At 60.3% G+C, this 18,655-nt stretch carries 17 protein-coding genes; all 17 read left to right on the top strand.

The window, feature by feature from the left end; translation table 11 throughout:
- Positions 1-392 precede the first annotated feature (392 nt).
- The 17 genes from rfbF (at position 393) to CKW38_RS25335 (ending at position 18,515) form a co-directional block, all read left to right on the top strand.
- Positions 393-1,166 carry a glucose-1-phosphate cytidylyltransferase gene (gene rfbF, locus CKW38_RS25415; RefSeq protein WP_007920097.1) on the top strand — a complete coding sequence of 258 codons (774 nt, stop codon included), beginning with the start codon at positions 393-395 and terminating at the stop codon, positions 1,164-1,166.
- Positions 1,148-2,230 (top strand): CDP-glucose 4,6-dehydratase, encoded by a 1,083-nt coding sequence (gene rfbG, locus CKW38_RS25410; RefSeq protein ID WP_007920090.1) that lies wholly within the window; start codon positions 1,148-1,150, stop codon positions 2,228-2,230. Before rfbF ends, rfbG begins: the two co-directional genes overlap by 19 nt.
- A complete protein-coding gene (locus CKW38_RS25405) occupies positions 2,227-2,787 on the top strand; it encodes a dTDP-4-dehydrorhamnose 3,5-epimerase family protein (protein WP_095114162.1) in 561 nt (186 codons plus the stop codon). Before rfbG ends, CKW38_RS25405 begins: the two co-directional genes overlap by 4 nt.
- Positions 2,784-4,010, top strand: a complete 1,227-nt coding sequence (locus tag CKW38_RS25400; protein WP_007920086.1) for a class I SAM-dependent methyltransferase — start codon at positions 2,784-2,786, stop codon at positions 4,008-4,010. The genes CKW38_RS25405 and CKW38_RS25400 overlap by 4 nt, the downstream gene beginning before the upstream one ends.
- Entirely contained in the window at positions 4,007-4,858 is an 852-nt protein-coding gene (locus tag CKW38_RS25395) for an NAD(P)-dependent oxidoreductase (RefSeq protein WP_095114161.1), read from the top strand. The genes CKW38_RS25400 and CKW38_RS25395 overlap by 4 nt, the downstream gene beginning before the upstream one ends.
- Complete coding sequence (locus CKW38_RS25390; RefSeq protein ID WP_095114160.1) at positions 4,855-5,925, top strand: class I SAM-dependent methyltransferase; 1,071 nt, start codon at positions 4,855-4,857, stop codon at positions 5,923-5,925. Before CKW38_RS25395 ends, CKW38_RS25390 begins: the two co-directional genes overlap by 4 nt.
- A 17-nt stretch (positions 5,926-5,942) precedes the next feature.
- On the top strand, positions 5,943-6,680 hold the full coding sequence (locus CKW38_RS25385; protein ID WP_007920080.1) for a cephalosporin hydroxylase family protein: 738 nt from the start codon (positions 5,943-5,945) through the stop codon (positions 6,678-6,680).
- A 55-nt stretch (positions 6,681-6,735) separates the two neighbouring features.
- Positions 6,736-9,651, top strand: a complete 2,916-nt coding sequence (locus tag CKW38_RS25380) for a TIGR00180 family glycosyltransferase (RefSeq protein WP_095114159.1) — start codon at positions 6,736-6,738, stop codon at positions 9,649-9,651.
- Between the two features lie 23 nt (positions 9,652-9,674).
- Positions 9,675-10,676, top strand: coding sequence for a UDP-N-acetylglucosamine 4,6-dehydratase (inverting) (gene pseB, locus CKW38_RS25375; RefSeq protein ID WP_007920072.1), 1,002 nt, complete (start codon positions 9,675-9,677; stop codon positions 10,674-10,676).
- The gene (gene pseC / locus CKW38_RS25370; RefSeq protein WP_095114158.1) at positions 10,673-11,830 is read left to right on the top strand and encodes a UDP-4-amino-4,6-dideoxy-N-acetyl-beta-L-altrosamine transaminase; all 1,158 of its coding nucleotides are present in this window, start codon (positions 10,673-10,675) and stop codon (positions 11,828-11,830) included. Before pseB ends, pseC begins: the two co-directional genes overlap by 4 nt.
- 31 nt (positions 11,831-11,861) lie before the next feature.
- The gene (locus tag CKW38_RS25365; protein ID WP_007920069.1) at positions 11,862-12,482 is read left to right on the top strand and encodes a pseudaminic acid biosynthesis-associated methylase; all 621 of its coding nucleotides are present in this window, start codon (positions 11,862-11,864) and stop codon (positions 12,480-12,482) included.
- Positions 12,479-13,174, top strand: coding sequence for a pseudaminic acid cytidylyltransferase (pseF, locus tag CKW38_RS25360; RefSeq protein WP_095114157.1), 696 nt, complete (start codon positions 12,479-12,481; stop codon positions 13,172-13,174). The genes CKW38_RS25365 and pseF overlap by 4 nt, the downstream gene beginning before the upstream one ends.
- The gene (pseG, locus tag CKW38_RS25355) at positions 13,171-14,676 is read left to right on the top strand and encodes a UDP-2,4-diacetamido-2,4,6-trideoxy-beta-L-altropyranose hydrolase (RefSeq protein WP_095114156.1); all 1,506 of its coding nucleotides are present in this window, start codon (positions 13,171-13,173) and stop codon (positions 14,674-14,676) included. The genes pseF and pseG overlap by 4 nt, the downstream gene beginning before the upstream one ends.
- Positions 14,669-15,721, top strand: coding sequence for a pseudaminic acid synthase (gene pseI / locus CKW38_RS25350; protein WP_095114155.1), 1,053 nt, complete (start codon positions 14,669-14,671; stop codon positions 15,719-15,721). The genes pseG and pseI overlap by 8 nt, the downstream gene beginning before the upstream one ends.
- Positions 15,722-15,947: 226 nt before the next feature.
- A complete protein-coding gene (locus tag CKW38_RS25345; protein WP_007920064.1) occupies positions 15,948-16,874 on the top strand; it encodes a ketoacyl-ACP synthase III in 927 nt (308 codons plus the stop codon).
- Between the two features lie 88 nt (positions 16,875-16,962).
- Positions 16,963-18,252, top strand: coding sequence for a motility associated factor glycosyltransferase family protein (locus CKW38_RS25340; RefSeq protein ID WP_095114154.1), 1,290 nt, complete (start codon positions 16,963-16,965; stop codon positions 18,250-18,252).
- Positions 18,249-18,515, top strand: coding sequence for a hypothetical protein (locus tag CKW38_RS25335; protein ID WP_095114153.1), 267 nt, complete (start codon positions 18,249-18,251; stop codon positions 18,513-18,515). The genes CKW38_RS25340 and CKW38_RS25335 overlap by 4 nt, the downstream gene beginning before the upstream one ends.
- The last annotated feature ends 140 nt before the right edge of the window (positions 18,516-18,655 follow it).

Below are 18,655 nucleotides of genomic sequence, written 5' to 3'. Positions count from 1 at the left end.
TCAAGAGCAGGCGAGCTGACACTCGGCCTATTGAGTGGTGAGGAGCTCGGGTGTTCGGCTTTTGATTTGTGGTGGGGTTTCCCGCTGCCCCAGCCCTCTCCCGGAGGTCGAGGAGGCCGGTTTGTGTGCATTTCAAAGCCTGAGTTCGACTCGGTATCGCACGTCGGCGTACCTCGCCCAAACACAACGGTCAGTCCCCTCTCCCTTTGGGAGAGGGTTAGGGTGAGGGGCTTGTGGAGCTGGCGCGTTTCCTGCAAGTCCCCTGTAAATCGCCATAAAACGAGCGCTCGCGGTCACTCCAGCGGCGCACGGATCGGCAAAAGGTTTAGCCAGAAGGCCCGCAAAGCTCAAGAAAGCGGCGCGCAGCCCGGTGAAGAACAAGAGGGGAGACGATGAAGGCAGTTATTTTGGCGGGTGGCCTCGGCACGCGCATCAGTGAAGAGTCGCACCTCAAGCCCAAGCCGATGATCGAGATCGGCGGCAAGCCAATTCTCTGGCACATCATGAAGCAGTATTCCGCCCACGGGATTCATGACTTCGTGATCTGCCTCGGCTACAAGGGCTATGCGATCAAGGACTTCTTCGCCAACTACTTCCTGCACACCTCCGACGTCACCTTCAACATGCGCGAGAACCGCATGGATGTGCACCAGAATTACAGCGAGCCGTGGAGCGTCACGCTCATTGACACCGGTGAGGAAACCATGACCGGTGGCCGGCTGCTGCGGGCCGGCCGTTATCTGCAGGATGAAGAGGCGTTCTGCTTCACCTATGGCGACGGCGTTTCCGATATCAACATCGCTCAGCTTGTGGATTACCACCAAGCTCACGGTCGTCTGGCGACCGTCACCGCTGTGCAACCGCCGGGTCGTTACGGCGCGCTTGAGCGTCAAGGCGATCAAGTGCTGGGCTTTACCGAAAAACCTCGTGGTGACGGTGGCTGGATCAACGGTGGCTTCTTCGTGCTCTCGCCAAAAGTGCTGCCGTACATCGCCGATGACGCTACCACTTGGGAAGCCGAGCCGCTGGCGCGTCTGGCGGCCGACGAACAGTTGAAAGCCTTTGAGCACGAAGGCTTCTGGCACCCGATGGACACCCTGCGCGACAAGAACCATCTCGAAGCGCTGTGGCAGAGCGGGGAGGCCCCATGGAAGCAATGGGCCTGAGTGCGGATTTCTGGCGCGGCAAACGCGTTCTCGTCACCGGACATACCGGTTTCAAAGGCAGTTGGCTGACCCTGTGGCTGCAAAGCCTCGGCGCGCAAGTCAGCGGTTTCTCCCTTGATCCTTCGACCGAGCCGAGCCTTTTTGAACTGGCGCGCGTGCACGAAGGCATCAACGATCAGCGCGGTGATCTGCGTGATCTCGGCGCCTTGCTGGAAATCATCGCCGACACCGAGCCGGAGATCGTGCTGCACCTGGCCGCGCAGCCGTTGGTGCGCGAAGGCTATCGTGATCCGCTCGGCACTTACTCCAGCAACGTGATGGGCACGTTGAATCTGCTCGAAGCGATTCGTCAGGTCGGTTGCGTGCGTGCCTGCGTGCTGGTGACCACCGACAAGGTCTACGCCAACAAGGAATGGCTGTGGCCGTACCGCGAAGACGAAGCCCTCGGTGGCCACGATCCTTACAGCAGCAGCAAGGCTTGCTGTGAATTGCTCGCACAGTCTTATGCCGCGTCGTTTTTCCCGGCGGACAAATACGCCGAACACGGTCTGGCCCTGGCCACGGCGCGTGCCGGCAACGTCTTGGGCGGCGGTGACTTCGCTCCTGAGCGACTGATTCCCGACGTGCTCAAAGCGTGGACCGCCGACGAACCGGTGACCCTGCGCTATCCGCAAGCCGTACGCCCGTGGCAGCACGCGCTGGAGCCGCTGGCCGGTTACCTGCAACTGGCCGCCGGCCTCTACGAACAAGGCCCGGAATACGCCGGGGCGTGGAACTTTGGCCCGGGCGAAGCGGACATGTGCAGCGTCGGCGAAGTGGTTGAATTGCTTGCCAGCCGCTGGCCGCAGGCGCGCGGTTTGCGCATCGAGAAAAGCGAACTGCACGAGGCCGGCCTGCTGCGTCTGGACAGCAGCCGCGCCCGCCAGGTACTCGGCTGGCAGCCGCGCTGGACCTTGCAGCAGTGCCTGACGCAGACCCTCGACTGGCACCTGGCGTGGCAGAACGGCGATGACATGCGCAGCGTCACCCTCGGCCAATTGAACCTGTACCGAGGCGCGCTGTGAGCGAGTTTTCCCTGAAGGCGTTGCCGCTGGCCGGGTTGTTCAGCGTTCAGCACAAACGTTTCGAAGACCAGCGGGGGCACTTCGCTCGGCTGTTTTGCGAAGGCAGCCTGAGTGCGTTCGGCGCTGAGTTCCATATCCGTCAGATCAACCATTCCTGCACCCGTGAAAAGGGCAGTGTGCGCGGTCTGCATTATCAGAATGCCAATGCGCCGGAAGCCAAATTGATCACCTGTCTGCGCGGTGAAGTGTGGGACGTTGCGGTGGATCTGCGTCCTGACTCCGAAACGTTTCTGCACTGGCACGCCGAGCACCTCAAGGCTGGCGACGGTCGCAGTCTGTTGATCCCGGCCGGCTTCGCCCACGGTTTCCAGACCCTGACCGAGGACGCCGAACTGCTTTACCTGCACAGCGCCGATTACGCGCCGGAGCACGAGGGCGGTCTGTCGGTGAACGATCCACGGCTGGCGATTGCTTGGCCGTTGCCTGTCAATAATTTGTCAGCGCGTGATTCCAGCCATCCCGCGCTCGATCAACACTTTGCTGGAGTGCGTCTATGAACTGCCGTGGGTGCGCCGCACCGCTGAGCCTGCCGCTGATCGACCTCGGCACCTCGCCACCGTCCAACGCCTACGTGCACGCCGATCGCCTGGAACAGGCCGAGCAGTGGGTGCCGCTGAAGGTCGCCGTGTGCCAGCAATGCTGGCTGGTACAGACCGAGGATTACACCAGTGCCGATAGCCTGTTCGATGCTGAGTACGCTTACTTCAGTTCGTTCTCCAGCACCTGGCTGGCTCATGCCGAGCGCTATGTCGCCGAGATGGTCGAGCGCTTCGGCCTGACCGCCGATAGCCGTGTGGTGGAAGTCGCCGCCAACGATGGTTACCTGTTGCAATACGTGGCGGGCCGGGGCATTCCGTGCCTCGGTGTTGAACCAACGCGCAGCACCGCGCAAGCGGCTCGGGAAAAAGGCCTGGAAATTCGTGAACTGTTCTTCGGTCGTGAGACTGCTGCGCAGTTGCAAGCCGAAGGCTGGGGCGCCGATCTGATGGCGGCCAACAACGTGCTCGCGCATGTGCCGGACATCAATGATTTCCTCGGCGGTTTCGCGACGCTACTCAAGCCGACCGGTGTGGCCACTTTCGAATTCCCGCAACTGCTGACACTGATGGCCGGCGCGCAGTTCGACACGCTGTATCACGAACATTATTCCTATCTTTCGCTGACTGCCGTGCAGACATTGTGCGAGCGCAATGGCCTGGAAGTGTTCGACGTCAGCCAACTGACCACCCATGGCGGTTCGTTGCGTGTATTCGTCCAGCGCAAGGACGGCGAGCGCCGCGCGGTACAAGCGGCGGTGCAACAACAGTTGCAAGCCGAACTGGATGCCGGGGTGAAAACCGCCGAGTACTACGCGACCCTCGCGCCCGCCGCTGAACGCATCAAGCATGAACTGCTGCGTTTCCTGTTGCAGGCCAAGGCTGACGGTAAACGTGTGGTCGGTTATGGCGCGGCGGCCAAAGGCAACACCTTGCTCAATTACGCCGGGGTCAAACCGGACCTGCTGGCCTGGGTCGCCGATGCCAATCCGCACAAGCAGGGCAAGTTCCTGCCGGGTAGCCGCATTCCGATTGTGGCGCCGGCGCAGATTGATCTCGAAAAACCGGATTACGTGCTGGTGCTGCCGTGGAACCTGCTGCACGAAGTCAGTCAGCAACTGGCGCAAGTGCGTCGGTGGGACGGCCGCTTCGTGATCGCCGTGCCTGAGTTGAAAGTGCTGTGAAGGTTCTGGTCACCGGAGCCACAGGCTTTGTCGGCCGGCATCTGGTTGCCGCATTGCTGGCGCGTGGTTGTGAAATCCGCGCCGTGGCGCGCAACCCAGAAACGGCGCAAGGCATGCCGTGGATCAACGACGTCGAGTTCATCGCAGCGGATATTCACGCCGCCGATCTCGATATCCACGCGTTGACCGCGGGTATCGATGCACTAGCGCATCTGGCCTGGCTGGGCTTGCCGAACTACCGGGCGCTGTTCCATTTCGAACACAACCTGATGGCCGATTACCGCTTTATCAAAAGCGCGGTCGAGGCGGGCGTGCAGCAGGTGCTGGTCACCGGCACCTGTTTCGAATACGGCATGCAGAGCGGGCCACTCAGCGAAAACACCGAGCCAAAGCCGAGCAATCCTTACGGTCTGGCCAAACACACACTGCACCTGTTTCTGCAAAACCTGCAGCAGGAGTTGCCGTTCACTTTGCAGTGGGCGCGCCTGTTCTATCTGCATGGCGAAGGGCAAAACCCCAACAGTCTGTTGGCCGCGCTGGACCGGGCGATCGATGCCGGTGAGGCGTCGTTCAACATGTCCGCCGGTGAGCAGTTGCGCGATTTTCTGCCGATTGAACGCGCTGCCGGCTACCTCGCCGCGATCCTGCAAAAAACCGACTTCAACGGCGTGATCAATTGCGCCAGCGGCCAACCGGTGTCCGTGCGCGCGTTGGTCGAACAACGCCTGCGCGAACGCGACGTGTCGCTGCATCTGAACCTCGGCCACTACCCATACCCAACCCACGAACCGCTGGCGTTCTGGGCGGTGACCGAGCGTTTGCAACAGTTACTGGGAGAGCCGCAATGAGGCACGAGTTGTATCGGGTTACTGACCTACCGGTGCTGCAGAACCGCACCTTTGCCGATCCCGCGTCGGCGCAGGCCTCGGCCAGTGCCGACATGCTGTTGGTGCAGGACGAGCGCAGCGGTCTGATCTTCAACGCCGCGTTCGACGCTGACAAACTCAGCTACGACGCCGATTATCAGAACGAGCAGGCGCATTCCGGCCAGTTCCAGAAGCATTTGAGTGACGTCGAAGGCATCATCGCCAAGCACTTCAAGGGTCAGGAACTGATCGAAGTCGGCTGCGGCAAAGGCTATTTCCTTGAGCTGCTCAAGGGCCTCGGTTATTCGATCACCGGCATCGACCCGGCGTACGAAGGCGAAAACGCCGACGTGATCAAGGCGCCGTTCACCCGTGGTCTCGGGCTGGCGGCAGACGCCATCGTCCTGCGCCATGTGCTGGAGCATATTCAGGATCCGCTGAGCTTTCTCGCCGAAATCGCCAACGCCAATCAGGGCGGGCAGATCTACATCGAAGTGCCGTGCTTCGATTGGATTCTTGAGCACAAAGCCTGGTTCGACCTGTTCTACGAACACGTCAATTATTTTCGCCTCGATGACCTGCGCCGGCTGTTTGGCACGGTGCACGAGGCCGGTCACCTGTTCGGTGGCCAATACCTGTACATCGTCGCCGACCTGTCGACGCTGCGTCTGACCCCGGAACAACCGGTGCCGCGCCTGACGCTGCCTGACGGTTTCACCGCCAGCCTCGACCGTGCGGTGCAGATCATTCAGTCCGCCCCTGAGCAGGGTTCGGCGATCTGGGGCGCCTCGTCCAAAGGCGTGATCTATTCGCTGTTCCTGCAACGCGCCGGTGTGGCAGTGGACCGTGTGGTGGATATCAACCCGGCGAAGCAGGGGCGTTATCTGCCATTGAGCGGCGCGCGGGTGTCCTCGCCACAAGAGGCGATGGACGCGCTGCCCGAAGGCGCCCACCTGTTTGTGATGAATTCCAATTACCTCGAAGAGATCAAGCGGATGACCGGTGGACGCTACGTCTATCACGCCGTCGACAGCGCTTCGTTTCAGTGACCCTTGAGATTATTAAAATGACCGACAACAGCATCAACCAAGCCTTCGAAGCCGAGTGCCGGGAACAGATTGCCCTGCAGGGTGACGACCAGAAACTCACCGGCCTGGCCCGCGATTTCTTCAACGAATCGGCCAAGCACAAGTACAGCTACCACTTCTCGTGGATGGGCCGTCCGATCATCCAGCTGCCACAAGACATGATGGCCATGCAGGAGATCATCTGGCAGGTCAAACCGGATCTGGTCATCGAGTGCGGCATCGCCCACGGCGGTTCGATCATCTACTACGCCTCGTTGCTGGAGCTGCAAGGCCACGGCGAAGTGCTGGGCATCGACCTCGACATTCGCCCGCACAACCGCGAAGCGATCGAAAGCCACCCGATGGCCAAGCGCATCAAGATGATCGAAGGTTCGAGCATTGACGCCGGCATTGCCGCCCAGGTGCAGGCTGCGGCCAAAGGCAAGAAAGTCATTCTGGTACTCGACTCCAACCACACCCACGATCACGTACTGGAAGAGCTGCGTCTGTACGCACCGCTGGTGTCGGTCGACAGCTACTGCGTGGTCATGGACACCGTGGTTGAAGACATGCCGGCCGATTTCTTCCCGGATCGTCCGTGGGGCCCGGGCGACAACCCGAAAACCGCTGTGTGGAAATACCTCGAAGAGAACCAGGATTTCGAGATCGACCAGCAGTTGCAGAACAAGCTGCTGATCACCGTGGCGCCGGACGGCTATCTGCGTCGCGTCCGTTAATTCGCAACATCCCCAAAGCGTTATCTCGGCGAGTCGCCGGTTGTGGAGAGAAGTTATGCAAGGCAAGTACAGTTCTGAACTGACGCTACCGCTCAACGATCTGTTGACGGTGGTGCTGATTACTCACAATCGTCCGGCGTTCCTGCGCCGGGCGGTGAAGTATTACAGCAGCTTGCCCTGCAGAATCATGGTGCTCGATTCGACCCTCGAACGACCTGAAGGCGACTTCTGCGCCGTCGATTACCACCATGTCCCGCAGTTCGCCTACTGGGGCATGCAGGCCAAACTGGCCTATGGTGTCGAGCATCTGACCACGCCATACATGGTGCTGGCGGCCGACGACGACTTCATCCTGCACGATTCACTGGCAGAGTCCGTCGGCTTCCTGCATGCCAACCCTGACTACGGCATGTGCCACGGCTATTGCCTGATGTACCTGTCACTGGCTCATGGCGTGAACTACTACCGCCGCGACAAGAAAGTCCAGGAAGACTATGCGTCCGAGCGCGCGCAGGATCGTGTCCTCGATTACATGAGCCAGTACATCCCGCCGTTCTACGCGGTAACCCGTACTGACCTGATGAAAAACTGGCATTCGGCGTTGCCGCCGGGGACCAATTTCCAGTGGCAGGAAATCGGACATGTCTACTACCTGCTGGCCAGTGCCAAGGCCCGCATCCTGCCGATTCCTTATGTGGTGCGCGAGATCAACTACGGCGTCTCCGAGCACAATACCGACGTGTATCACTCGCTGACCTACGTCGATGCCAAGTCGGTCGCCGAACGAGAGGCTTTTGCCGAGTTCCTCGTCTCGCTGCCTACCGCTATCGAAGGGCTGGATATCGCGCAGGCCAAGGCCTTTGCCCTGGAAAGTTTCGAGGCGATGGCCGACAGCCTGAAGTCCGGGCGTGCGCTGACTGCCGAGCTGATTTTCGAATCGACCTGGAACCAGGCGTTGAAGGCGCCAGATCGTCGTTTTGGCCCGCTGCAGTATGTCGAAATGCCGTTTTACAACCAGGCATTCTTCGATCGTCTGGAGCAGTTCGAATTCATGTTGCACGCGCTGCCGGCCGGTCGCATGCAACTGGAAGGGCTGGAAGGCGTGTGGGCACGTCAGGCGCACCTGTTGCAGGCGCGCAATAACGACACGCCGGAAAGTGTGGTTGACCGGTTGTGGCAGGCCCATGATCTCAACGCCTTCAACCAGACTGTGGTCAAACGTCTGGCGGCGCAACTGGACGTTGTCGGTGACGAGAGCGCCGCGCAAGCCATGCACGAGTGGATTGCCCGTCTCGAAACGCTGACGGTCGACGATCATCAGCCGGTCTTCGGCAAAATGAAGTCCGGCCGCCTGTTGCAGTGGCTGGTGGCTCGCGCGCCGGCGAACGAACAGCTTGAGTCGATTGGCCGGCATCTGGCGACTGAAGGCGGCGGCCCGCAGTTCGGTATTTTCCTGCTCGACCTGGATAACGACATCGACAAGTTGCAGGTGTCGCTCGACAGCCTGCTCGAAGGTCACTGCAAAGCGTTCAGGATTGTCGTGTTCACCACCGGCGAAGCACCGGCCGCGACTACTGCACAAAACACGCTGCACTTTGTTCGAGTCTCCCAAAGCAACTTTGTCGACAAGCTCAACCAGGCCGCTCAGCAGTCGCCAAGCGATTGGTTGCTGCTGGGTGAGGCGGGTGATCAGTTCACCGCCAGCGGCCTGTTGCGCGCCAGTCTGGAATTGATGTCCGCCGAGGGGGTGCGTGCCGTCGCCACCGACGAGGTCCAGCGCAAGGACAATGGCGCGTTGGTTGACGTGTTCCGCCCCGGTTTCAATCTGGATCTGCTGCAAAGCGTGCCGTCACTGATGGCGCGTCATTGGTTGATCCGTCGTGAAGTCTTGCTCGAAGCCGGCGGTTATCAGGCTGACTTCAGTAAGGCGCTGGAATTTGACCTGTTGCTGCGCATCATTGAGCAGGGTGGCCTTGACGGCCTGGCGCACCTCGACGAGCCGCTGCTGATCACTCGGGCGGCGGAGCTTGAAGAAAATGCCCATGAACGCCAGGCGTTGCTGCGTCATCTAGGTAATCGCGGCTACAAGGCCAAGGTCACATCGACGGTGCCGGGTACCTGGCAGATCGATTACCGTCACACCGAACAGCCAATGGTTTCGATCATTGTGCCGGTCATCGACGATCTTGCGGTGCTGCGTCGCTGCCTGGAAGGCGTGTTGCTCAGAACCCGTTACAGTCGTTATGAAGTGTTGCTGGCGGCAAACGCCAATCAATCGGCAGCGGTCAACGACTGGCTTGGCACGCTGCGCCACGCCAAGGTCAATGTGCTGCGTGCCGATCAGCCGCTGAGCGAAGTCGCACTGTACAACGCCGCCAGCGAGCAGGCTCAGGGTGAGTATCTGGTGCTGTTGGCCGCAGACAGTGAAGTCGTCAACCCGAACTGGATCGATTCGCTGCTCAACCACGCCCAGCGTCCGGAAGTGGGTATCGTCGGTGCCAAACTGGTCGATCGCGACGGCAAGATTGCTCAGGCCGGTCTGATTCTCGGCCTGAACGATGGCGTGGGTTCGCCCTTCATCGGCGAAAAACACGCGGCACACGGCTATATGCATCGTTTGACTGTCGAGCAGAATTACTCGGCCGTGTCGAAGGTCTGTCTGATGGCGCGCAAAGAGCTGTTCAACGCCCTTGGCGGACTGGATGAAGTGACGTTCGCCGAGGGTTATGCCGATGTCGACCTGTGCCTCAAGGCCGGTCAGGCCGGTTACCTCACCGTGTGGACGCCGTTGGTGCAGGTGCTGCATACCGGTGAGCTGCCGCAGGCGCCGCAAGCACTGGCGACACTGCGTGAAAAATGGAGCGGCGTCTTCGCGCAGGATCCGGCTTACAACGCCAACCTGGCCTTGACCGGCAAAGGTTTCACTCTGGGTGAAAATGCCTCGATCAATTGGGCACAGTTGCTCGCCTAAGCGTGCCGGACAGGAATCAACCTATGTTCAACGGTAAATCGATTTTCATCTCTGGCGGCACCGGTTCGTTCGGGCGCAAATTCATCGCCCGACTGCTCGAGCAATATCAGCCCAAGCGCGTGGTGGTGTTCTCCCGCGACGAGCTGAAGCAGTACGAAATGCAGCAGACGTTCAACGCGCCGTGCATGCGTTACTTCATTGGTGATGTGCGTGACGCCGATCGTCTGCGTCAGGCCATGCGCGGCATCGACTACGTGGTGCATGCCGCGGCGTTGAAGCAAGTGCCGGCGGCGGAATACAACCCGACCGAATGCATCCGCACCAACGTCAACGGCGCGGAGAACATCATCGCCGCCGCCATCGATAACGGCGTGAAAAAAGTTGTCGCGCTGTCCACCGACAAGGCCGCCAGCCCGATCAATCTGTACGGCGCGACCAAGTTGCTCTCGGACAAATTGTTCGTCGCCGCCAACAATATTGCCGGTGAGCAGGAAACCCGTTTTGCCGTGGTGCGCTACGGCAACGTGGCCGGCTCGCGCGGTTCGGTGGTGCCGTTCTTCAGCAAGCTGATCGCCGACGGTGCTCAAGAGTTGCCGATCACCGACGAACGCATGACGCGGTTCTGGATCACCCTCGACCACGGCGTGCAGTTCGTCCTCGACAGCTTTGCGCGGATGCACGGCGGCGAAGTGTTCGTGCCGAAGATCCCGTCGATCCGCATCGTCGATCTGGCGCGCGGTATGGCTGAACATTTGCCGCACAAGAACGTCGGCATTCGACCCGGTGAAAAGCTCCATGAGTTGATGGTGCCGCTGGACGATGCGCGGATGACCCTTGAGTTCGAAGATCACTACACCATCCAGCCGTCGATTCGCTTCACCAGTGTCGATGTCGATTTCGCCGTCGACAGACTCGGTGAGCAGGGGCGTGTCGTCAGCGAAGATTTCGAGTATCGCTCCGACACCAACCCGCATTTTCTCTCGGTCGGCCAGATCGCCGATCTGCACGCGAAGCTCTCGGTATGATTCCCTACGGTCGGCAGAGCCTCGATCAGGCAGACATCGATGCGGTCGTCGAGGTGCTGCAATCGGACTGGCTGACCCAAGGGCCGAGCATCGAGCGTTTCGAGCAGGCAATGGCCGAGCGTTGCCAGGCTGACTTCGCCGTCGCGGTGTGCAACGCCACGGCGGCGCTGCACATTGCCTGTCTGGCCGCAGGCCTGGGGCCGGGTGATCGGTTGTGGACGACGCCGAACACCTTTCTCGCCTCGGCCAATTGCGGACGCTATTGCGGCGCCGAAGTCGATTTCGTCGACATCGATCCGCTGACCTGGAACCTTGATGCCTTCGCCCTCGCAGCGAGGCTCGATCAGGCCGAACAGGACGGCACTTTGCCGAAAGTGCTGGTAGCCGTAGCGTTCTCGGGGCAGAGCTGCGACATGCGCAAGATTGCCGAACTGGCCGAGCGCTACAACTTCACCGTGATTGAAGATGCCTCGCACGCCGTCGGCGCCAGTTACGCCGGACGCCCGGTCGGTTGCGGCGAGTTCGCGGCGATGACGGTGTTCAGTTTTCACCCGGTAAAAATCATCACCAGCGCCGAGGGTGGCATGGTGCTGACCAACCGCCCGGAGCTGGCCGAGCGCCTGCAACGCCTGCGCAGCCACGGCATGACCCGTGATCCGCAGCAAATGACCGAGTCCAGTCATGGGCCGTGGTACTACCAACAGGTCGAGCTGGGTTTCAATTACCGCATCACCGATTTGCAGGCGGCGTTGGGCCTGTCGCAACTGGGCAAGCTGGACGATTTCATCGCCCGGCGTCGGGCGCTGGCGGCGCGTTACGATCGTCTGCTGGCGTACTTGCCGGTGACGCTGCCCAGCCCTCAGCCCGAGGCGCAATCGGCGTGGCATCTGTATGTGATTCGTTTGCAGAGCGATCGCATCGGCCTCAGCCACCGTCAGGTGTTCGAAGGCTTGCGTGCCGCCGGGATCGGCGTAAACCTGCACTATATTCCTGTGCATTTGCAGCCCTACTACCGTGATCTGGGTTTTGCCGAGGGCGATTTTCCCGAGGCCGAACGCTATTACGCCGAGGCCATCAGCTTGCCGCTGTACCCGTTGCTGAGTGATCAGCAGCAGGATCATGTAGTCGAGCAATTGCGTCGGCTGACCGAATGAATGCCGCCGTGGCGGTGGGTGAGACTGAGTCATGCGTGATCTGAGCGAGCAGGAAAAATTCTGGCAGGGTGAGTTCGGCAACCAGTACGTCGAGCGCAATGTCGGCCAACCGCTGGTGGCGACGAATCTGGCGTTGTTTGCCAAAGCCCTGAGCCGTGCCGCAGGCATCGAGAGCCTGGTCGAACTGGGCACTAACGCCGGCAACAATTTGCAGGCGTTGCATCAACTGCTGCCCCGTTGCGAGCTGTTCGGCGTCGAGATCAATGACAGCGCCTGTGCTCAGGCACGGGCGTTGGATATTGCACAGATCTGGCATGGCTCGCTGTTCGATTTCCCGCGCGAGCGCCGCTACGACCTGACCCTGAGTAAAGGCGTGCTGATTCACTTGGCCCCGGAGCTGTTGCCGACCGCTTATGCGCAGTTGTACGCGTTGAGCCAGCGCTACATCCTGATCGCCGAGTATTACAATCCGGCACCGGTGGAAGTGTCCTATCGTGGCAACAGCGGCAAGCTGTTCAAGCGCGATTTTGCCGGTGAGATGCTCGATCGCTATGCCGATCTGCACCTTCTCGATTATGGTTTTGCCTATCACCGCGATCCGCAATTCCCGGCGGACGACATCACTTGGTTCCTGTTGGAAAAACGTCCTTGAGCAACGTTGCAATCATCCCGGCCCGTGGCGGCAGCAAACGCATCCCGCGCAAGAATCTCTTGCCATTCGACGGCGTGCCGATGATTGTCCGCTCGATCCGCACCGCGCTGGATTCAGGGTTGTTTGAGCAGGTGGTGGTCAGCACCGACGATGCCGAAATTGCCGATGTCGCGCGAGCCCATGGCGCGCAGGTACCATTTTTGCGCCCGGCAGATCTGGCCGATGATTTCACCGGCACGGCGGCAGTGATCGTGCATGCCTTGCAGCAACTGCCAGCCTTCGATTACGCCTGCTGTGTGTACGCCACGGCGCCGCTACTGCAGGCGCGCTATCTGCATCAGGGACTGGAGTTACTGGAACAGCATCCCGACCGGTCCTTTGCGTTTTCCGTGTGCAGTTTCGGTTTTCCGGTGCAGCGTGCGCTGACGCTGGACGGGCAGGGCGCGTTGAGCCCTTTGTATCCGGAATTTCGCAATACACGTTCGCAGGATTTGCCCGAAGCGTTTCAGGATGCCGGTCAGTTCTACTGGGGCCGCAGTGAGGCGTGGTTGCGCGGCGAGGTGCTCTATTCGCCAGCCAGCCTGCCGGTGATTCTGCCCCGGCATCTGGTGCAGGACATCGACACCCTTGAAGACTGGAAGCGCGCCGAATACCTATACGCCGCGCTCAAGGCGGGTGGAGAGCTGCAATGAGAGTGTTGATTCGTGCCGACGCCTCGCCAACCATCGGCAGCGGCCACATTGCCCGCTGCCTGACGCTGGCGCGAGTGTTGCGCGGGCAGGGCAGCCACGTCGCGTTTGCCTGCCGGCAATTGCCGGGGCATCGGCTCAATATGCTGAGCGCCGAAGGGTTCGAGACATTTGCGTTGCCGGATCTCTATTGTGATGAAGACCCACAGCAAGCCATCGAATCAATGCTGCCGTGGCAGGCCGACATCGACGCGCTGGATCTTTTGTTGGCCGGCCATGCCGGGTTCGACTGGATCATCGTCGATCATTACGGCCTCGATCATCACTGGCAAACCGCCGCCCGGCGCTGGGCGCAGCGCATAGCGGCAGTCGACGATCTGGCTACCCGGCGCTACAGCGTTGATCTTTTGCTCAATCAGAATTTATCGGGCCTCAGTGAAAATTACTCACCGCTGTTGCCCGAGGGGTGCCGCACCTTGCTGGGCCCGCGCTACGCCATGCTGCGTGAAGAGTTCAATTGCCCGGCCATCGAGATCAAACCCACGGCTCGCCGGGTACTGGTGAATTTCGGTGGCTTCGATGCGGCGATGCAGACTCATCACGCGATGCTCGCGCTCGCTGATTTCAACCAGTTGCAGGTGGATTTTGTCGCCGGTGCCGAGAACCCGGCGTGGGCGCAGATGCAGGCGTTGGCCGAGACGCGGCCGAACTGGCGCCTGCACAGTTTCGTCAGCGATTTCCATCAGCGCATGACTGAAGCGGATCTGTTTATCGGCGCCGGGGGCGGCACCAGTTGGGAACGGGCGGCGATGGGGCTGCCGACGATCTGTATTGCCGTGTCGAACAATCAGCAGGCCAACGGCGAAGTCATGGCAGCGGCGGGCGCACATGTGTTCATGGGCGCTCGTGAGCAGGTCAGTGTCGAGCAGTTGCGCGACGCCATCGGCTTTGTCACCGGCAATCATTATTTGCGCCAAAGCCTGGCCGAACGCTCGCGACAACTGGTCGACGGGCGCGGTGCCGAGCGTGTCGCGGTGGCACTGGCCGGTGCGGTGCTGAAGGTGCGTGCGGCGACCCTGGACGATGCGCAGTTGCTGTTCGATGGTCGTAATGCCGAAACGGTACGTCGCTGGTCGCTGGACAGCGGCGTGATCGACTGGCCGCAGCACCTGAACTGGCTGACGGCGAGTTTGCGTAATCCACAGCGCCTGCTGCTGATCGCCGAGGCGGATGACGGCGCGGTCGGCGTTGTGCGGTATGACCTGCGCGGGTTTGAAGCCGAAGTTTCTATTTACCTGCTCGAACGGCGGATGGGGCTGGGGTGGGGCAGGGCGCTATTGGCCAGTGGCGAGGCATTTGTTGTCGCGCACTGGCCGCAACTGACGGTCATCACCGCTCGGGTGTTGCCGGACAATCGTCCCTCGTTGAATGTGTTTCGTGACGCCGGGTTCACTCAGAGTGCCTGTGCGTTCACCCGTGTTTTGAAGGATCACCCGCATGACTAGTTTCAAGATCGGCAACCGCTTGATCGGTGCCGACGCGCCACCCTTCATCATTGCCGAGATGAGCGGCAACCATAACCAGTCACTGGACGTCGCCCTGCAAATTGTCGAGGCAGCGGCCAAGGCGGGGGCGCATGCGCTGAAGCTGCAAACCTACACCGCCGAAACCATGACGCTGGATTTGTCTGAGGGGGAATTCTTCATCAAGGATCCGGGCAGTCTGTGGGCGGGTACTTCGCTCTACGATTTGTATGAAAAAGCTCATACACCGTGGGAATGGCATGCGCCGATTTTTGCTCGTGCCAAGGAACTGGGGATGCTCGCGTTCTCGACGCCGTTCGATGACAGCGCAGTCGACTTTCTCGAAAGCCTCGATGTTCCGGCCTACAAGATCGCCAGTTTCGAAAACACCGATTTGCCGTTGATCCGTCGTGTGGCCGCCACCGGCAAGCCGCTGATCATTTCCACTGGCATGGCCAGCATCGCTGAACTCGATGAGGCCGTTCGCGCCGCGCGCGAGGCTGGGTGCAAAGATCTGGTGTTGCTCAAATGCACCAGCACTTATCCAGCGACACCGCTCAACAGCAACGTGCGCACGATTCCGCATCTGCGTGAGTTGTTCGGTTGCGAAGTGGGGCTGTCCGATCACTCGATGGGCGTTGGCGTGTCGGTGGCAGCCGTGGCGCTTGGCGCGACGGTGGTGGAAAAGCACTTCACCCTCGACCGTTCAGCGGGTGGCGTCGATGCCAGTTTCTCGCTGGAACCGGCGGAAATGGCTAGCCTGGTGGTGGAAACCGAGCGCGCCTGGCAAGCCATGGGCCAGGTGCATTACGGCGTTACCGAGGCCGAGCGCAAGTCGCTGGTGTATCGCCGCTCGCTGTATGTCACGGCTGACATGGCCGCCGGTGACACCTTTAGCGGGGACAATCTGCGCGCCATTCGCCCCGGTCTCGGTTTGCCGCCCAAGCACACCGACGCCGTCCTCGGCCGCCGCGCCCGCGCGCCGATCAAGCGCGGCACGCCGCTGGACTGGTCGTTGGTCGAATAACCCGATCTGCACCGATTCGGCAAAATAGCGTGACCTGCGAGTCATAACGCGCATCTTCACTGTATTGTATTGATCGGGGGGATGGCGCCTGGCTCGTTTTCGATTCCAGTGATAGCCCTTTGCGCTCCCCGTGGCTGCCCGTTGTGGCGGCCGTTTTCTGTTTGTCGGCGCCCCTCGAAATCCTTGCGAGCGGTGGTCTTGGGCTGTTTTTTATTGGGAAGCCGTAATGATTGGCATAAAAAGCATTGCGAGCTACGTTCCTGTAGCCGGCGTGGACAATTACGCACAAGGTGCAAAATTCGAGAAGGATGAAGAATTCATCCTTGGCAAGATCGGTTCGGCATTCCTGCCGCGCAAAGACGCTGAACAAGAAACCTCCGACCTGTGCGTGGAAGCGGCCAATGCGCTGTTTGCCAGCAACCCGGATCTGAAACGTGAATCGATCGACGCCTTGATCGTCGTCACCCAGAACGGTGACGAAGAAGGCCTGCCGCACACCGCTGCAATCGTGCAGGACAAACTCGGTCTGCCGACCAACGTGGCAGCGTTCGACATTTCCCTGGGCTGCTCGGGTTATGTCTACGGCATCTACGCGATCAAGGGTTTCATGGAAGCCGCCGGCCTGAAGAACGGCCTGCTGATCACCGCTGATCCGTATTCGAAGATTGTCGATCCGGAAGACCGCAACACCACCATGCTGTTTGGCGATGCCGCCACCGCTACATGGATGGGCGAAGATCCGACCTGGGCGCTGGGCAAGGCCAAGTTCGGCACCGACGGTTCCGGTGCGCCGCACTTGAAAGTCACCGATGGCGTGTTCTTCATGAACGGTCGTCAGGTCTTCAACTTTGCTCTGCTGAAGGTGCCGGCACACTTGCACGAACTGTTGGATGATTCCGGCCTCAAGGCTGATGACATCGATGCGTTCTGCATTCACCAGGGCAGTGCGGCGATCGTCGATGCGGTGGCGCGACGTTTCGAAGGCGAGCCGGAAAAATTCATCAAGGACATGGTTGAGACCGGTAACACCGTGTCGTCGAGCATTCCGTTGCTGCTGGAAAAACACGTTATCGATTCCGATTGGCAGCGTATTGCGCTGAGCGGTTTTGGTGTCGGTCTGTCGTGGGGCTCGGCGATCATCTATCGTCCCTGAGTCTGATCAAAAACAGCGGATACAAAAATAGCGTTCAAGGTTAACCTTGAACGCTATTTTTTTGCCTGAAGAGGGAGCGCGAGGCGCCATGAGCGAGTTTTTTCAAGCCAATGCCGAGGTGTTGCAACGGCGCTGGCCGGCGCTGTTCGAACGACTGATGACGGAAGACAGTGCGGCCGTCCCTGCTCAACTGGTTGAGGGGCTAGGCTCGACGCTGAGCATCAACGGCATTCAACTCACCAGTCGTCACGATCGCCTTCATGAAGCGCGGATTCAGGCGACCAGTCTGCCCGACAAGGCGCAATTGCACGTCTATGGCACCGGCCTCGGCGATTTGCCCGCTGTGCTGCTTGAGCGTGCCGGACTGCAACGCTTGTACGTGCACATCCTCAATGGCGCGCTGTTTGCGCTGGTGGTGCAACTGCTCGATCAGCGCCAGTGGCTGGACGATCCGCGCGTCGAGTTGTTTTACGCCGCTGATCATCCGGACTTTTTCACGCCGTTTTTTGCCCTGCCTGCCGAGATGCTGCTGGCCGATGATTACAACGCGAAGATTCGCGATCGGCTGGTCAATGAAGTCCATCTGAGTTTCACCAATCGCGAATTCGACGCGCAGTCGCCGTTCATTCAACAGCGCTTGCAGGACTGCCTGCCGGTGCTGCTTGGCGATGACGATGTGGCGCAGTTGTTTGGCACCTGCACCGATCGTGAGATTTACGTGATTGCTACCGGGCCGACTCTGGAAGGGCATTTTGAAAGATTGGCAGCACTCCGGACTCAGGCTCAGCGCCCGCTGCTCATCTGTGTCGACACGGCGTATCGGCCGTTGATCGAGCACGGGATTGTCCCGGATCTGGTGGTGACCATTGATCAGCGCATCAGCTTTCGGCACCTGCCGTTCGAAGCGTCCGACGGTATCCCGCTGGTATATTTGCCCATGAGCGATCCCGAAGTTTTACGGGCATGGAAGGGCAAGCGCTATGGCGGTTACTCGGCCAGTCCGGTGTACGCCGGGTTGCGTGAAGAATATCCGCGCGCACTGCTGCACGTCGGCGGCAGCGTGATCCATCCGGCGGTCGATCTGGCGGTAAAAATGGGCGCGTCTCGCATCACGCTATTTGGCGCCGATTTCGCCTTCCCGATGAACAAGACTCACGCCGGCTGGAGCGACGGTGATCTGGGGCCGGGGGTTAATCAGGCGCGGCATTGGGTGCGCGACGGGCATGGGCAGCGGGTCAGTACCCAGCTCAACTTCCGTGGTTATCTGTGTGTGCTGGAGCGTTACATCGCTGCGCATCCGCGCGTTGAGTTCTTCAATAGCAGCAGGGCGGGCGCGCTGATCGCCGGGACGCAGTTCAATCAGGAGTTCGTGCAATGACGGCGCTGGAAAAAAGCATCGGTGAATGCCGTCAGTGTGCCGGTCTGTTTCGGCTGGGGCGGGATGTCGAGGCAGCGCTGAGCATGGTCGATGTCTTTGATGGTGCGCAGCAGTTGCTGCTGTCTGCGCCTGCGGATGTCCAGCAGGTGTGGGCGCAGATACTCACGCAAATGCTCGATTGCCAAGAGCGCCAGGACTGGTTGGCACTGGCTGATTGTATGGAGTTCGAACTGGTCGACTTGCTGGGAAGTGTTCCGGCCTGAACACGCCGACAGCACTGGCCCGCAGGTTTGCGCGGCAGTCGGTTTTATGACGTCATTTTTTCGCGGTGGATGGGCTGCTAAGTCTTTGTTTTCTCGGGGGTGGCAGGGTGATGGCAAATTTTTTTCAAAAAGCCCTCAAG

The sequence above is a fragment of the Pseudomonas sp. Irchel 3H7 genome (assembly GCF_900187605.1).
Lineage (GTDB): Bacteria > Pseudomonadota > Gammaproteobacteria > Pseudomonadales > Pseudomonadaceae > Aquipseudomonas.
This window is presented reverse-complemented; position numbering and strand designations above follow the sequence as displayed.

Bases quoted from the DNA above. Each gene is read 5' to 3' on its own strand.
- rfbF (WP_007920097.1), top strand. From the start codon at position 393: ATGAAGGCAGTTATTTTGGCGGGTGGCCTCGGCACGCGCATCAGTGAA.
- rfbG (WP_007920090.1), top strand. From the start codon at position 1,148: ATGGAAGCAATGGGCCTGAGTGCGGATTTCTGGCGCGGCAAACGCGTT.
- CKW38_RS25400 (WP_007920086.1), top strand. From the start codon at position 2,784: ATGAACTGCCGTGGGTGCGCCGCACCGCTGAGCCTGCCGCTGATCGAC.
- CKW38_RS25390 (WP_095114160.1), top strand. From the start codon at position 4,855: ATGAGGCACGAGTTGTATCGGGTTACTGACCTACCGGTGCTGCAGAAC.
- CKW38_RS25385 (WP_007920080.1), top strand. From the start codon at position 5,943: ATGACCGACAACAGCATCAACCAAGCCTTCGAAGCCGAGTGCCGGGAA.
- CKW38_RS25380 (WP_095114159.1), top strand. From the start codon at position 6,736: ATGCAAGGCAAGTACAGTTCTGAACTGACGCTACCGCTCAACGATCTG.
- pseB (WP_007920072.1), top strand. From the start codon at position 9,675: ATGTTCAACGGTAAATCGATTTTCATCTCTGGCGGCACCGGTTCGTTC.
- pseC (WP_095114158.1), top strand. From the start codon at position 10,673: ATGATTCCCTACGGTCGGCAGAGCCTCGATCAGGCAGACATCGATGCG.
- CKW38_RS25365 (WP_007920069.1), top strand. From the start codon at position 11,862: ATGCGTGATCTGAGCGAGCAGGAAAAATTCTGGCAGGGTGAGTTCGGC.
- pseG (WP_095114156.1), top strand. From the start codon at position 13,171: ATGAGAGTGTTGATTCGTGCCGACGCCTCGCCAACCATCGGCAGCGGC.
- pseI (WP_095114155.1), top strand. From the start codon at position 14,669: ATGACTAGTTTCAAGATCGGCAACCGCTTGATCGGTGCCGACGCGCCA.
- CKW38_RS25345 (WP_007920064.1), top strand. From the start codon at position 15,948: ATGATTGGCATAAAAAGCATTGCGAGCTACGTTCCTGTAGCCGGCGTG.
- CKW38_RS25340 (WP_095114154.1), top strand. From the start codon at position 16,963: ATGAGCGAGTTTTTTCAAGCCAATGCCGAGGTGTTGCAACGGCGCTGG.
- CKW38_RS25335 (WP_095114153.1), top strand. From the start codon at position 18,249: ATGACGGCGCTGGAAAAAAGCATCGGTGAATGCCGTCAGTGTGCCGGT.